A 13,133-nucleotide genomic window follows, 5' to 3' on the forward strand; every position below is an offset into this window, starting at 1 on the left:
GATAATTTTCAGAATTCGTCCTATTATATTAATAAGATATCTAACAAAATATGTTAGATTTTATAACAAGGAGGAATTCTGATGATTATTGGTATCCCAAAGGAAATTAAAAACAATGAAAATAGGGTCGCAATTACTCCTTCCGGTGTGTCTTATTTAAAAAATGGTGGCCACGAAATTTTAGTAGAACAAAATGCAGGATTCGGAAGTGGCTTTACAAATGAAGAATATGCTGCAGCAGGTGCGAAAATAATCGATTCAGCAGCTCAAGTATGGAATACAGCAGAAATGATTATAAAAGTAAAGGAACCATTAGCATCCGAGTACCAGTATTTCCGTAAAGGACTTATTTTGTTTACGTACTTACATTTAGCAGCAGAACCGGAATTAGCTAAAGCTTTAACGGATAACGGTGTAATTGGAATAGCTTATGAAACGATAGAAGCAAATGGTAAATTACCATTATTAACACCGATGAGTGAGGTTGCTGGAAGAATGGCTGTCCAAATTGGTGCTCAGTTCTTAGAAAAGCCGCATGGAGGAAAAGGAATCTTATTAGCGGGCGTTCCTGGTGTGAAAAAGGGAAATGTAACAATCATTGGTGGCGGTATTGTTGGGATGAACGCTGCAAAGATAGCGATTGGATTAGGAGCAAATGTAACGTTATTAGACTTAAATCCTGAAAGATTAAGAGAATTAGATAATCAATTTGGTGCAAGCTTAAGCACTGTAATTTCTAACCCTGCGAATATTGAAGACGCAGTTGTGAATGCAGACTTAGTAATTGGTGCTGTATTAATTCCAGGTGCAAAAGCACCGAAACTAGTAACGGAAGAAATGGTCAAGAAAATGATGCCAGGTTCTGTTATTGTGGATGTGGCAATTGACCAAGGAGGAATTTTCGAAACAGTAGATCATATTACAACACATGATAATCCTACCTATGTGAAGCATGGAGTTGTGCATTATGCTGTTGCTAATATGCCTGGTGCGGTTCCAAGAACATCTACAATTGCTTTGACGAACGTAACAATGCCATACGCACTTCAAATTGCAAATCTGGGAGCAGTAGCAGCAATTGAGGGTAATTATGCTATTAAACAAGGTGTAAATACATTTGCCGGAAAAATCACCTATGCTCCTGTAGCAACAGATCTTGGCTATGACTATACACCTGTCCAAGAAGTTATTAATAATTTATCAACAGCAACTGTCTGAACAAAATAAATGGAAGCTTATCCACAACCGTTCTCCTTTAAAAAACAAGGGAGAGCGGTTTTTTTAGATGGTTTCAGGAAAATTACAATGAGAGTGGGAGAAAGGCAATACTTTTTGCGGGTAAATATTTTCCAAAAAAGTTCAATTAATTGAAACTTTTTCTAGTAAAAATCGTATTAGTAAAAGAAATGTGTAGTAATACATCTTATGGGGAGCGAAAGAGGTTTATAGTGATGATATAGAAGGGAGAAAAAGATGAGCTTAAATGCATTGGAAGTCAAAAATCTTACAAAAAGAATCAAAGGTAGGAATATTGTTGATGATGTGAGTTTTTCTGTTGAAAAAGGAGAAATATTTGGGCTGTTAGGACCTAATGGAGCAGGGAAGACAACCATTATCCGAATGATTGTTAGTCTGATTAATAGAACAAATGGTAGTGTTGTTATTGATAATTATAATCTTGATAATAACTTTTCAGAAGCAATGAGCAGCTTAGGGGCAATTGTAGAGAACCCAGAGTTCTATAAATATATGAGTGGATATAAGAATCTAAAGCATTATGCCAGGATGGCGAAGGAATCAATAACCGAAGATCGCTTCAATGAAGTTATTAAATTAGTAGGATTAGAAAATGCCATCCATCAAAAAGTAAAAACCTATTCGCTGGGCATGAGACAGCGTCTTGGAGTAGCACAGGCATTATTACATAAACCAGCTCTTCTGATTTTAGATGAACCAACAAATGGGTTAGACCCACAAGGGATTCGGGAGTTTCGAGATTATTTGCATTTATTAGCAAGGGAAGGAATTTCTGTTTTAGTGTCTTCCCACCTTTTATCGGAAATGCAGTTAATGTGTCATCGGTTTGCAATTATTGAAAAAGGAAAGTTAATTCATATTTCAAATATGGACGAAACAGTTTCGGAGGAAGAAGTAAGTGTAAGAGAAGTAACGTTTGAAATAGAGGAACTAGAAAAAGCTGTTGATTTGCTTGCAAGTAGTGGAATGAAAGTAGATGTTATGTCTCGAAAAGATAGTGCGTTGGTCGTGAAGGTGGCTAAAGAAGTGATTCCGCTAGTAAATAAGCTGTTTGTTGAAAATCAAATTGCTGTATACGGAATTTATGTAGTAAAAGCAACGTTGGAAGACCGTTTCTTAGAAATTACCAATCAGAAGCGAGAGGAGGAAATAAAATGATTGGGTTAGTACAAAATGAATTAATCAAGATTTGGGAAAAGAAAAACAGTTGGATATTCCCTATTATACTAATAATTGCCCTTATTGGTGGAAGTGTTCTAGAGATGAAAATGACTCCGCAATATAAAGGGGATGACTGGCGTGCAGCAGTCCAGTCAGAAATAACAAAGCTTGAAAAGAAATTGCCTACAGCGAAGACGGAAGAAGAATTAATGAACAGTGAAGGAATTTTTGATTGGGAAGATACAAAAGAATCAATTGAAATGAACATTCAAGATTATAAAACTAATTTAGAGAATGATGTTAGTCCCTATACAACCGCTTGGTCAAATATGAACGGAATGGTTATTGGAATGAAATCTTTAATTACCTTATTCGTGGTAATTATTTGCGCTGGAAGTGTATCCTCTGAATTCTCTGATGGAACAATTAAGCAATTACTTATTAGACCACATAAACGCTGGAGAATTCTCTTGTCCAAATATATTGCTGTATTAATTTATACTGCCAGTTTAATTGTCTTTTTAATGATTGTCGGGTACTTGATAAGCATAGCATTCTTTGGCATAGGAAGCTTTGGAGATAATGTGCGTGTTATGGGGCAGAGTGGTGAAATCATCGCAAATGGTGGAACGCTATTTTTGAAAATGATTCTTTATTACTTGCCTGGATTAATGCTTGTATTAAGCTTGTCCTTTATGCTATCCACATTATTTAAGAATCAGGCGATAGCTGTTGGGGTCGGGGTGTTTGTGTTGTTTGTTTCCTCAACAATTGGTCAGATTATTCAAATGTTAGCGACGGAATACGCTTGGTTAAAAGTATTGCCATTCCCACATTTGGATCAAACCATTTTCCTATTCCAGGACAAAATAATCGAGACAATAACGATGCCAGCCTCTTTAGGTATCCTATTTATCTATTATGCTCTATTTATGATAATCACCTTTTGGTTTTTCCAAAAGAAAGATGTTAGTATTTAATTAATAAGGGTCATCTATTCCAATCCTGCATTTACGGGAATTAGGATAGATGGCCTTTTTTTGTTAGAGTATTAAAAAAATTCAAACGTTCACTTGCAGTAATGGAAGTATTCTTATAAAATGATGTTAGATTTATTAACAGCAGATAGGAAGAAATATCACTTGGTTGGAGAAGTTTATGGAAGTGAAGCGGAAAAATTTAATGCGGAGCAGATTCGAGTCTAAATAAAACGCTAAAATAAAAGATGGGGATCTCATAAACCTTGTTTGGTTTGGAGATCCCCATATATAAAGAACATGAATTGTGAAGGTTATACAGTTTATTTAGCTATTTTGAACCATTCGAAGAAGTTCGTGGGCGTGTTCACCAGCAACCTCTGCTAAGTGTTCCCAAATCTCGTCTCTCATAAGATCCAGCTCCACAATCTTTTTAGCTAAATCAACTGCTTCTTTGGTTATCATGTAAGAAGGCTCCTCTCCGTTCATAAAAATAATACCTAATACCTATTCCTTGCAAAGAACTTCAAGTAATAGTTTATACATTTAGCATTTTAACGGAAAATAAATAAAAAATCATTAAAAATGTAAGGAAATCTTACCTATTTTTTGATTTTTGTGTTAGGAAATATAACAAATAGTGTTCTGTTTTATCTGAAAAGTATTATAATTAAAATAAGAGAGATTAATATTTAACTTCATGAGGTGAGATGTAATGGATCATGAGCCATCCTATAAGAAAAGAAAGGTAATAACGATTGGTGTCGTAAGTGAACTAACTGGTTTAACAGAAAGACAGATTCGATATTATGAACAAAGAAAATTAATTTTTCCAGAGAGGCCAGAAAGAGGAAATCGAAAATATTCATTCTCCGATGTAGAAAGACTCATAGAGATTGCTAATAAACGAGAAGAAGGCGTTCGTACACACGAAATCAGACAAGAAATTATGAAAAAGAACAAAGAAGAAGAAGAGCGCAAAATAAAAAAACAAATGCTTCGTGGTCAAATTAATGCGAGATTTGGGATTCAGAACGATTAGTGAAAACGAATATATGTCCTTTTGTTAAGTCCATTTTAATACGATAATGGACTTTTTATTTTGGAAAAAAATTTTTTCACCTTCCTTTTCTTCTCTGTAAAAATTCCATCATTTTAATTCTGCTCAAATATTGATAAAATAACCATATTTCATATAAACTGTAATTTGTTGATAAAGATCCAAAAGTATATTTTAGCGTACACGATTATTCTAAAAGATAAGTGTCGTTTCGATAGAAAATATTATGAAGTATTGCGGAGCATGCTAAATGCATAGGCCAACTAAAAGGGCAGTATATGTAGGCCCATTGAACAACATTTATTTTTACAAAAACATCCCGATAGAATGACTTGGATGTAAATTTTATGAGAATTGCTTTGCACCAAATGACATGTAAACGTAATTGATCTTTCATACATAGATGTAGACAATAGCTGTTCCTATTTGTATTTTATGGCCAGTTTGCTATCTTTTATTTTTACAGCGATTGTCTGTTAAAGTGGTGCCAATGCTTTTCTTCAATGGAGAGATAGTATGACATATATTTCGGTGGAAAAAACATACGACATTATGGAGATTTGCATATTAGCAGGGAGTATCATGTTACAGAATGGTGCAGAAACACATCGGGTGGAAGATACGATGACAAGAATTGCCACTGCTTATGGGGTGAAAGACTCCGATTGCTTTGTTACGCCAACAGGCATTATCTTATCGTTAGAAGGAGAAGAACCAACAAAGACAAAATTAAATCGCATTATTGAGCGAACTACTAATTTAGAAAAGGTTGTTCGAGTAAATGATATATCTCGTAGAATAAGTACGGGGACGGTAGGCATGAATGAAGCATACCATTTATTGAAAGATGTAGAAGATGAAAAATGTACGTATTCTGATTTGTTTCAAGTAATGGCCGCAGCTATTGCAAGTGGCTGTTTTTTAATCATGTTCGATGGTGTTTGGCGAGATTTTATTCCAGCATTTATAGCAGGTGGGCTAGGGTTCTTGTGTTCCTTGTATTTTCACAAAGTCTTGCAAATAAAGTTCTTTGCTGAAGTCTCTGCCGCTTTCGTGATTGGAGTGGTTGCTTTTCTTGCTGTTTCGACTGGATTTGGCTCGGAAGTGGATAAGATTATTATTGGGTCTGTGATGCCTCTTGTTCCAGGCTTGCTCATAACAAATGCAGTAAGGGATTTGATGGCTGGACATTTAGTATCTGGTATCTCAAAAGGAGCGGAGGCGATTTTAACCGCTACAGCTATTGGTTCAGGAATTGCTGTTGCATTTTTGGTTTTTTAAGGAGAGGAAATAGAAATGAGTGAATTTTTTGCACAGGCAATCACTAGCTTTGTTGCGACATTTGGCTTTGGAATTATCTTTCATATTCCTCGAAAGCTATTAGTCCAATGTGGGTTTATAGGGATGCTTGGCTGGATGGCCTATTGGGCAATTGTATTTTTTTATCATAATGAGGTGCTAGCAGCGTTATCGGGTTCCTTTCTTGTAGCGGTTATAAGTCAACTGTTTGCTAGAGTATACAAATCTCCAGTGATTATTTTTAGTGTTGCTGGGATTATTCCATTAGTACCCGGAGGAGCAGCCTATAATGCGATGCGTCATTTTGTAGAGAATGACTATTATGTAGCTGTTAGTCTTGCAGCGAAGGTATGTTTAATATCTGGTTCCATTGCAATGGGACTAATGTTTTCAGAAGTTATCAATCAATTAATATTTAGGGCGCATGCTCGGAAGAAGGGGCTAAATAAGGTGTAAATGACCTTTATTCAGCTCCTTTTTTGTATAAAATATTCCTTCTAATCTTTATTGAAACACAGCGTTCCTATTTTGGAACACGTTCCATTCTGTGTGAAAAAGTCCTAAAGATCCTGATTCTATTTACTTAAAATGGGTTAGAAGGTAACGTTGTATACGAAAAAACACTTGCGGGCTGTTAAATTTGTAAGGGATTGCAAAAATAAAGGGAAGAAGGCGATCGGTTGTGAGAAAAGGAGTTAAAATTGTTACCATCGGCGGAGGTTCGAGCTACACACCTGAATTGGTAGAAGGTTTTATTAAAAGATATGATTCATTACCTGTTCGTGAACTATGGTTAGTAGATATTCCTGAAGGGGAAGAAAAGCTAAATATTGTAGGGAATTTGGCAAAAAGAATGGTGCAAAAGGCTGGAGTACCGATTGATATTCATCTAACATTAGATCGAAGAGAAGCGCTTAAGGATGCTGATTTTGTTACAACACAATTTCGTGTTGGTTTGCTTGCTGCTCGTGCAAAAGACGAAAGAATTCCATTAAAATATAATGTAATCGGCCAAGAAACAAATGGTCCAGGAGGATTGTTTAAAGGTTTACGAACAATTCCGGTTATTTTGGATATTGTAAAGGATATGGAAGAGCTTTGTCCAAATGCTTGGCTCATTAACTTTACAAACCCAGCAGGAATGGTGACAGAAGCAGTTCTTCGCCATAGCAACTGGAAGAGAATCATTGGGCTATGTAATGTGCCGATTTCTATTCAAATGGGTGTTGCAAAGCTTTTAGAAGTTGAATCTAGCCGGGTACATGTAGATTTCGCGGGGTTAAATCACATGGTATTTGGGCTAAATGTATACTTAGACGGCAAGAATATTACGCAAGTATTTTTAGAGGAAATGACGAAGCATAAGAGTGATACGATGAAAAATATTGCAGCCATCGATTGGGAACCAGATTTTATTAAAGCGTTAGGGGTTATTCCTTGCGGATATCATCGTTATTATTATAAACAAGCAGAAATGCTTCAAAATGAGTTACAAGAGGCGGCAGAACAAGGTACTCGTGCTGAAGTAGTTCAGCAATTAGAAAAAGAACTATTTGAGCTTTATAAAGATGAAAATTTAGCGATAAAACCACCGCAGCTAGAAAAAAGAGGAGGAGCATACTATAGTGATGCTGCTTGCAGCCTTATTGATTCGATGTATAACGATAGAAGAGACATTCAACCAGTGAATACAATAAATAATGGGGCAATTGCTAGTATTCCAGATGAATCAGCAGTAGAAATTAGCAGTATTATTACGAGAGATGGACCAAAGCCAATTGCTATTGGCGATTTACCTGTAGCAGTACGCGGACTGGTTCAACAAATTAAATCCTTCGAAAGGGTGTCGGCAGAAGCGGCAGTGACCGGAAATTATCACACAGCATTGCTAGCAATGACAATCAACCCATTGCTTCCATCTGATAAAGTAGCAAAACAAATTTTAGATGAAATGCTAGAGGCACATAAAGAGCACCTACCACAATTCTTCAAAGAAGAAGTAATTTACTAAAAGAAAAAATGGCTATATATTCGGGCAACCGCTTATATAGCCATTTTTTCCTTTGTATATGTAAATTCGCCCTTATCGATTAGGGAAGGAAGAATAAGAATCAATTCCCCGTAAAAACTAAAGAAATCATTGAATGGAAAGAAGGGACATGAAGATGACCAGAACTTTTGATTGCATTATTATTGGCGGTGGCATTGCTGGATTACAGGCGGCAATTCAATTAGGAAGATATAACCATGAAGTGCTTATTATCGATGCAGAAGATGGTCGCTCTACTTTATGTAAAAGCTATCATAATATATTGGGTTATCCAGATGGCATAAGTGGTGATGAATTGCGAAGCTTAGGAAAAAAACATGCAGAGAATTTAGGAGTAAAGTTTATTAAAAGTACTGTCATGGCTATAAAAAAAGAAGGGAATTATTTTACTGCTCAAACAGAAACAGATATTATTCGTTCTCGAAAAATCTTGATTGCAACAGGAGTAATGGATAATATACCTCCCTTTCCTGAATTGTATCCTTGTCTAGGAGTAAGTGTCTATTTATGCCCAGATTGTGATGGCTATGAAGTAAAGGATAAGAAAACAATCGTAATCGGTAACGGAAATGTTGGCGCAAATATGGCAATGACTTTAATGTATTGGACAAAGGATATTCTATACATTAACCATGGGGGAGAAGCGGTAGAGGAAAAATTGGAAAAGCAATTGGCCGCAAATAATATTCCTATTTTTACAGCAAAAATAAAACAAGTGATAGCAGATGATTCCCAAATAAAGGGCTATGAATTAGAGGATGGAAAGAAAATAGAAGCACAATCTAGTTTTATTGCATTTGGTGGGAATAAAGTAAAATCAGACCTTGCAGTTCCTTTAGGAGTTGAAATAATGGCAAATAATCACATTATCGTAAATCCGCGCACGAAAATGACGAATATAGATGGGGTTTGGGCGGCAGGAGATGTAGTTGCCCATTCTGAACAGGTTACAATCGCAATGGGAGAGGGTTCACAAGCAGCTATTTGGATTCATAAAGCTTTATTACAAGAGGGTGGAAAATAAAAAGAGGTCTCTTAAATAGGAGAACCTCTTCCTTCTTAAAGGCTAGCTCGATATACACGGTAGCCGATTATATTTCCATACGTATAAAGAATATAGGAGTGATCCATCAGCTTTCCTTCTAACTGCATATTAACAGGCACAGATGTATCGATTGCTTCGTCCTCTGGTTCCATTCCTGTCATCATATGAGAAAAAACAGAGTGGCCAAGCGTTACTTCTACTTTTGGGAATCCTGCTTCCTTCATCAAATTGATCCATTCCTTTTCTGTATAAACTTTCTCAATCCCATATACTTCACACATATTCTGGTGTTCCACTGCATAAAGAGCTCTTTCAGCTGTCATTTCTACCAAAAGAAGGACACCACCAGGTTTTAGCACTCTTTTGATTTCGGCAAGAGAGTTTTTGCAATTAGTAAAAATAAGCACGGATTCTACTAATATAATGTCGAAACTATCGGAAGGAAAGGGCATTTTTTCTAAGCTGCCTTGAACTAATTGGATGGAAATATGCTCTTTTTCAAAACGTTTATTTGCTCTTTTTACCATAGTGGGATGGTAGTCAATACCTGTTACAGAACAAGGGTAATTCTTTTTTATATAGGCAGCTGTCTGGCCAGTACCACAGCCGCCATCTAGGAGTGTTGTTTCTTCGGTGATTTTTTCCTGCTCTAATAAGAACTTTGTTAACGTTAATCCACCTGGATGTGCACCACTTACCCCAAAATAAGCTAGGGCATCTTGATAGGTCGGTTTCATCTTTTTCCTCCCAACAAGTCAATTTCTACTTTTCCATACTATATGAGGAATAAGCTGCATTGGTTCGAGATTATTTAACACTCCTTTTCACTTTGTTATGATAAGGTTTAATAAGGGAAGAATTTACACTTAGTGGGGAAAGGAAGAGAATACATGGCTATTACTAAAACAAATGCAATGCGAATATTGGACGCCGAAAAGATTCCATACAGTATTCATACATATGACAATAAGGATGGGAAAATTGACGGCGTTTCCGTTGCGGGCAAGATTGACAAAGAAATAGAAATGGTGTACAAAACACTTGTGGTGAAAGATGGTGGCTCGGGAGTTTATGTATTTGTTATCCCTGTTGCAGCAGAGCTTGATTTAAAAAAAGCAGCTAAAGTAGTAAAGGCTAAAAAAATCGAAATGATTGCAGTGAAGGATATTCAAAAGTTAACTGGCTATATTCGGGGAGGCTGTTCACCAATTGGTATGAAGAAAAAGTATGAAACCATCTTAGATAAAAGTGTGGACAAGCAATCTGCGATCATTGTTAGTGGCGGAAAGATTGGTGTTCAAATCGAAATAGCTGTTGAGCTGTTAATCCAGGTTACAGATGCAAAGGTGGAAGAGGTTATTCATTGAGGAAATGGTTCGGCTCATGCACTTAACTAATCTCTGTGCTTGAGCCTATAACTTTACTAAATCGGCTTCTCTGCTAATTCTCTTTCTGTGCTTCTACGTTTAAGAGAAAGCAATAAAATGGTGGTTAAAATAAAAAAAGCGCCTATCCATTCATATATATTAAATGGAACCTTTAACCATATAACGGCAAGGAATGCTGCGGATAATGGCTCTGCACATGATAGCAAACTAGTCTCCGCTGCCTCCAAATGCTTTAAGCTTTCTAAATAACAGAAGAAGGCGATCAAAGTACCAAATAATATGACAAATACAATTGCTAGGATAGAAGATAAGGTAAATATCCCATCTCCGGTCTTCCAAGGCGGATAGAAAAACGACATTCCAAAACCACCAAGGATCATTCCCCATGCGACAACCACTGTAGAGCCGAATTCCTTCAACAACTGAGCAGGCTGTAAGGTGTACAGGGCAAGAAAGAAGGCAGAGCTTAATCCCCAGGCTAAAGCTTCAGGTTTAATGGAAATGGTCGAAAAACTCCCAGCAGATACTAGAAAATAGGTCCCTAATAAAGCAGTAATGATTCCAACTATATGCTGAAAGGGAGGGATAGCTTTTCTGATAAGAGCAGTATAAAGAATAATAAGGACAGGTGCTAAGTACTGCAATAACGTGGCTGTTGCTGCATTGCTGCTTTCTATCGCAGCAAAATAAGTAAACTGAACTCCAGCCATTCCCAGCAGTCCGAAAATAAGTATATTTACCACGCTAGCTCTTCTTTTCCAAATACCCCATATGTCTGTTTTACTTGTTAAGCCTAAATAAAGCAGTAGTAAAGCACCGCTAGTAAGAAGGCGAATACACACAAGCCAGCCAGTGCTAAATTGCTTGTGAGTGAATAAAAATTGTGCTACAGAGCCAGAAACTCCCCATGAAATAGCGGCAGTTAGAACAAGGAATATCCCAATAGACTTTCGTTTCATTTATATTTCCTCTTTTGTCGTAATAGATTTTGTTCCTATTATATAAAAAATATAGAAGTTTGAATATACAGAAAAGTATATTTTGTTCTTACATCTTTGGGGTCTAAAAGAAATAGGGAATCGATCGTTTATTCGGAGTAGTTTTCATCCATTTCTTTTCATAACGGGAGGCGATCTTCGATAGAAAATCGCCTCCCATTATGATAGATGAAAATCTGGATGGTCTAAGGCATACAGGTTTTGATAGCGGCTACTTGTTTCAAGAAGTTCTTTGTGGCTTCCTCTTAGAACAATTTCGCCATGATCCATAAAAATGATTTCATCCATTTCTTCCACACCTACTAAATGGTGGGTAATCCAAATCAACGTTTTTCCATTTAATGAGGAAAAGATTGTATTAAGTAATGCTTTTTCTGTCTTTGGATCAAGACTCGCATTTGGTTCATCCATAAGGACAATAGGAGTTTTTTGTAGCAAAATTCTTGCTAATGCTACTCTTTGTCTCTCTCCGCCAGAAAAGCGTTGCCCAGTTTCCTCCATAAAAGTATCCAAGCCGTTCGATAAAGAGGAAACCAAATCCTCTAATTGTGCCAATTTAATGGCGTTTGCCAGTTCTTCCTCTGTCGCTTCTTCTACACCTAGTAAAATATTATTTCGGAGCGTCGTAGCAAACAGGTGAGGTGTTTGATTTAGTACAGAAATAATGGAAGAAGTATCTGCCTGAAAGGAAGCAGCTGATTCTCCGTTAAATGTTACACTACCTGCTGTTGGCTCGATAACTCCTTGTATTAATTTTAATAAGGTCGACTTACCAGCACCACTTCGTCCAATTACGGCTATTTTTTTTCCTTGTGGAATGTCCAAGCTTACATTTGATAGAGAAAATGCTTGCTCTTGATCATAGCGGCAAGAAACTTGATTTACCTGAATATCCACCTGATCCGTTTCGATTGCTACACGATTAGGTGCCTTTTTTTGTATAGGTACTTCTAGCTTTCTAAGTCTGGCTAGAGAATCTTGATAAGCAGGCAGCTTTTCAAACGCGTCAGATACGACTAAAAAAGCATCGAGAATTGGTAAGGCAACAAGAATGATAGCAGCAATTAAGGTAACAGGTATATTTCCTTCTACATATTGTTGACTAGACCAGAATACGAGAGAAAGGATAATAAGGGCAGCAACTGCCTGTGAAACTAAGTTGCGCCAAAGAGTAAATTGAACAAGCTGATGATTGATCTTTGCAACAATCGCTTCCTCTTTTTCGTACTCTTTTATAAAGCTTTTGGAACGACCACTAATCACCCAATCACTTATTCCTAAAATACTATCTGTTAGTTTTTGATAGAGTCCATTTCTTCTTTGTTTAAATGCTCTTTGTTTTTGGCGCATAAGTACTAAAGAAAGAACAGGGAAAAAGAATAATAACAATCCTAAATATAGTGCCATAAGGAAAGCGAAAGGAACATCTAAAATGCCAATCGCACAGACAACAATGATATACAATACGATTGTTGCAAAAGTCGGGAAAATAGTCCGCAAATAAATATTTTGTAGCTTCTCAATATCTTCAGAAAGAATACCTAACATATCGCCTACTTTAAATCTGTTCTTTAAAAATAAAGCCTGTGGTTCTAAAATTTGGTAGAGCTTTAAGCGCATTTTCGATAAAATACGTAGGACGGTATGATGACCAGCTAACTTTTCCAAATAGCTAAACACAGCTCGGCTAATACCAAAGGTTCTTACACCAACAATCGGCACATATACCATCAAAATATTTTCAACAGGAATGGCTGATTTAGAAATAAGATAGCCAGACGTAAAGGTAAGCATCGCAGCTGTAAGTAAAGCAAGGATACTCAAAAAAAGTATGAAGGTAATACGGCTTTTATTTGCTTTTAGAAATGGGAAAATCCATTTGTTTTCATTCAACTGAG

Annotated in this window: 13 protein-coding genes; 9 read left to right on the forward strand and 4 right to left on the reverse strand. The window is 36.6% G+C overall.

Features of this window, described 5'->3' with window-relative positions:
• Positions 1 to 81: 81 nt before the first annotated feature.
• The 3 genes from ald to ACTQ5K_RS12015 all read left to right on the forward strand — a co-directional run bounded on the left by ald (position 82) and on the right by ACTQ5K_RS12015 (position 3,398).
• A complete protein-coding gene (gene ald / locus ACTQ5K_RS12005) occupies positions 82 to 1,218 on the forward strand; it encodes an alanine dehydrogenase (protein ID WP_031537689.1) in 1,137 nt (378 codons plus the stop codon).
• Between the two features lie 255 nt (positions 1,219 to 1,473).
• Positions 1,474 to 2,415 carry an ABC transporter ATP-binding protein gene (locus tag ACTQ5K_RS12010; protein ID WP_251629018.1) on the forward strand — a complete coding sequence of 314 codons (942 nt, stop codon included), beginning with the start codon at positions 1,474 to 1,476 and terminating at the stop codon, positions 2,413 to 2,415.
• Complete coding sequence (locus ACTQ5K_RS12015) at positions 2,412 to 3,398, forward strand: ABC transporter permease (RefSeq protein ID WP_441131933.1); 987 nt, start codon at positions 2,412 to 2,414, stop codon at positions 3,396 to 3,398. Before ACTQ5K_RS12010 ends, ACTQ5K_RS12015 begins: the two co-directional genes overlap by 4 nt.
• A 324-nt stretch (positions 3,399 to 3,722) precedes the next feature.
• Here ACTQ5K_RS12015 and ACTQ5K_RS12020 read toward each other — a convergent pair whose 3' ends face one another.
• Entirely contained in the window at positions 3,723 to 3,860 is a 138-nt protein-coding gene (locus tag ACTQ5K_RS12020) for a hypothetical protein (RefSeq protein WP_192840934.1), read from the reverse strand.
• Between the two features lie 250 nt (positions 3,861 to 4,110).
• Here ACTQ5K_RS12020 and ACTQ5K_RS12025 point away from each other — a divergent pair, with 250 nt between their 5' ends.
• From ACTQ5K_RS12025 to ACTQ5K_RS12045, 5 genes are all read left to right on the forward strand, one after another.
• Positions 4,111 to 4,437 (forward strand): MerR family transcriptional regulator, encoded by a 327-nt coding sequence (locus ACTQ5K_RS12025; protein ID WP_016202571.1) that lies wholly within the window; start codon positions 4,111 to 4,113, stop codon positions 4,435 to 4,437.
• 534 nt (positions 4,438 to 4,971) lie between these two features.
• Positions 4,972 to 5,736, forward strand: a complete 765-nt coding sequence (locus tag ACTQ5K_RS12030; protein ID WP_048717417.1) for a threonine/serine exporter family protein — start codon at positions 4,972 to 4,974, stop codon at positions 5,734 to 5,736.
• A 15-nt stretch (positions 5,737 to 5,751) separates the two neighbouring features.
• Positions 5,752 to 6,210, forward strand: a complete 459-nt coding sequence (locus tag ACTQ5K_RS12035; RefSeq protein WP_031537695.1) for a threonine/serine exporter family protein — start codon at positions 5,752 to 5,754, stop codon at positions 6,208 to 6,210.
• Positions 6,211 to 6,436: 226 nt separating this feature from the next.
• Entirely contained in the window at positions 6,437 to 7,765 is a 1,329-nt protein-coding gene (locus tag ACTQ5K_RS12040) for a 6-phospho-beta-glucosidase (RefSeq protein WP_031537696.1), read from the forward strand.
• A gap of 154 nt (positions 7,766 to 7,919) precedes the next feature.
• Positions 7,920 to 8,828 carry an NAD(P)/FAD-dependent oxidoreductase gene (locus ACTQ5K_RS12045; RefSeq protein ID WP_048717413.1) on the forward strand — a complete coding sequence of 303 codons (909 nt, stop codon included), beginning with the start codon at positions 7,920 to 7,922 and terminating at the stop codon, positions 8,826 to 8,828.
• Positions 8,829 to 8,863: 35 nt separating this feature from the next.
• Here the strand turns inward: ACTQ5K_RS12045 and ACTQ5K_RS12050 are convergent, their stop codons facing one another.
• Positions 8,864 to 9,586 carry a class I SAM-dependent methyltransferase gene (locus tag ACTQ5K_RS12050; RefSeq protein ID WP_251629020.1) on the reverse strand — a complete coding sequence of 241 codons (723 nt, stop codon included), beginning with the start codon at positions 9,584 to 9,586 and terminating at the stop codon, positions 8,864 to 8,866.
• A gap of 153 nt (positions 9,587 to 9,739) precedes the next feature.
• Between ACTQ5K_RS12050 and ybaK the strand changes: the two genes are divergently transcribed.
• Complete coding sequence (gene ybaK, locus ACTQ5K_RS12055) at positions 9,740 to 10,216, forward strand: Cys-tRNA(Pro) deacylase (RefSeq protein WP_048717411.1); 477 nt, start codon at positions 9,740 to 9,742, stop codon at positions 10,214 to 10,216.
• Positions 10,217 to 10,272: 56 nt separating this feature from the next.
• On the opposite strand, the gene ACTQ5K_RS12060 is transcribed toward ybaK, so the two are convergent.
• Positions 10,273 to 11,196 carry a DMT family transporter gene (locus tag ACTQ5K_RS12060; protein ID WP_048717409.1) on the reverse strand — a complete coding sequence of 308 codons (924 nt, stop codon included), beginning with the start codon at positions 11,194 to 11,196 and terminating at the stop codon, positions 10,273 to 10,275.
• A gap of 198 nt (positions 11,197 to 11,394) precedes the next feature.
• Positions 11,395 to 13,128: a thiol reductant ABC exporter subunit CydC gene (gene cydC / locus ACTQ5K_RS12065; protein WP_048717407.1), complete on the reverse strand. Its 1,734-nt coding sequence runs from the start codon at positions 13,126 to 13,128 to the stop codon at positions 11,395 to 11,397.
• Positions 13,129 to 13,133 lie beyond the last annotated feature (5 nt).

This window comes from Niallia sp. Sow4_A1 (genome assembly GCF_052116745.1).
In the GTDB taxonomy this organism is placed as follows: Bacteria; Bacillota; Bacilli; order Bacillales; family Cytobacillaceae; genus Niallia; species Niallia hominis.

Excerpts from the sequence above, each read along its gene's own strand:
- ybaK (WP_048717411.1), top strand. The coding sequence starts at position 9,740 with ATGGCTATTACTAAAACAAATGCAATGCGAATATTGGACGCCGAAAAG.
- ACTQ5K_RS12015 (WP_441131933.1), top strand. The coding sequence starts at position 2,412 with ATGATTGGGTTAGTACAAAATGAATTAATCAAGATTTGGGAAAAGAAA.
- ACTQ5K_RS12060 (WP_048717409.1), bottom strand. The coding sequence starts at position 11,196 with ATGAAACGAAAGTCTATTGGGATATTCCTTGTTCTAACTGCCGCTATT.
- ACTQ5K_RS12025 (WP_016202571.1), top strand. The coding sequence starts at position 4,111 with ATGGATCATGAGCCATCCTATAAGAAAAGAAAGGTAATAACGATTGGT.
- ACTQ5K_RS12020 (WP_192840934.1), bottom strand. The coding sequence starts at position 3,860 with ATGATAACCAAAGAAGCAGTTGATTTAGCTAAAAAGATTGTGGAGCTG.
- ACTQ5K_RS12010 (WP_251629018.1), top strand. The coding sequence starts at position 1,474 with ATGAGCTTAAATGCATTGGAAGTCAAAAATCTTACAAAAAGAATCAAA.
- ACTQ5K_RS12030 (WP_048717417.1), top strand. The coding sequence starts at position 4,972 with ATGACATATATTTCGGTGGAAAAAACATACGACATTATGGAGATTTGC.
- ald (WP_031537689.1), top strand. The coding sequence starts at position 82 with ATGATTATTGGTATCCCAAAGGAAATTAAAAACAATGAAAATAGGGTC.
- ACTQ5K_RS12050 (WP_251629020.1), bottom strand. The coding sequence starts at position 9,586 with ATGAAACCGACCTATCAAGATGCCCTAGCTTATTTTGGGGTAAGTGGT.
- ACTQ5K_RS12035 (WP_031537695.1), top strand. The coding sequence starts at position 5,752 with ATGAGTGAATTTTTTGCACAGGCAATCACTAGCTTTGTTGCGACATTT.
- ACTQ5K_RS12045 (WP_048717413.1), top strand. The coding sequence starts at position 7,920 with ATGACCAGAACTTTTGATTGCATTATTATTGGCGGTGGCATTGCTGGA.